Annotated in this window: 1 protein-coding gene; it reads left to right on the top strand. The window is 59.0% G+C overall.

The window, feature by feature from the left end; translation table 11 throughout:
• Nucleotides 1-939, top strand: a 939-nt coding sequence (locus XI09_RS08510) for an IS1182 family transposase (protein ID WP_271566442.1), incomplete at both ends; no start/stop codon positions are given.

Below are 939 nucleotides of genomic sequence, written 5' to 3' on the forward strand. Positions count from 1 at the left end.
ATGAAGCGCTTTGTCGAAGGGTTGGATCGCGGCCAGAGCACACTGTTTCCGGCATCGCTCGACGACTATGTGGCGGAGGATAACCCGGTGCGAGCGGTCGACGTGTTCGTCGATGGTCTCGATCTCGACCAGCTCGGGTTCATCGGGGTCCAGCCATTCGACACCGGCCGACCCAGCTATCACCCCGGCACTATGCTCAAGCTCTATATCTACGGCTATCTGAATCGGGTTCCGTCGAGCCGACGCCTGGAGCGGGAATGCCAGCGCAATATCGAGATGATCTGGTTGACCGGGCAGCTGGCGCCGGATTTCAAGACGATCGCGGACTTCCGCAAGGATAATGGCAAAGCCATTCGTGAGGTCTGTCGCGAATTCGTCGCGCTGTGCCGCAAGCTTGAGCTGTTCAGTGAAGCGAGCGTCGGCATCGACGGATCAAAGTTCAAGGCTGTCAATGCACGGGACAAGAACTTCACCGAGGCCAAGATGAAGAGGCGTCTCGAGCGGATCGATGAGAGCATCGCCCGCTATCTCTCTCAGCTTGAAACCGCCGATCGGCATGGCGACGCGGTGCCGGAGGCCAGGGTTGAGCGGTTGAAGGGCAAGATCGAGAAGCTCAAGGAAGAGATCGTCCGACTCAACGCGATCAACGCGGAGATGATGAAGAGCGAGGACAAGCAGATCTCACTGTCCGATCCTGACGCACGCTCGATGGCGACAAGTGGTAAGGACACCGGCATCGTCGGCTACAACGTGCAGATTGCCGTTGAAACGCAGCATCACCTCATTGTGGCTCACGATGTGACCAACGTGGGCAGCGATCGCCACCAACTCTCTAACATGGCCGGGCAGGCTCGTGCCGAGATGGCTGTTGAGACGCTCGAGGTTGTTGCGGATCGCGGCTACTACGACGGCGAAGAGCTTCGCGCCTGTGAGCAGGCT

Origin of the sequence: Bradyrhizobium sp. CCBAU 11386, from assembly GCF_028128955.1 — a bacterium.
Classification (GTDB): Bacteria; Pseudomonadota; Alphaproteobacteria; order Rhizobiales; family Xanthobacteraceae; genus Bradyrhizobium.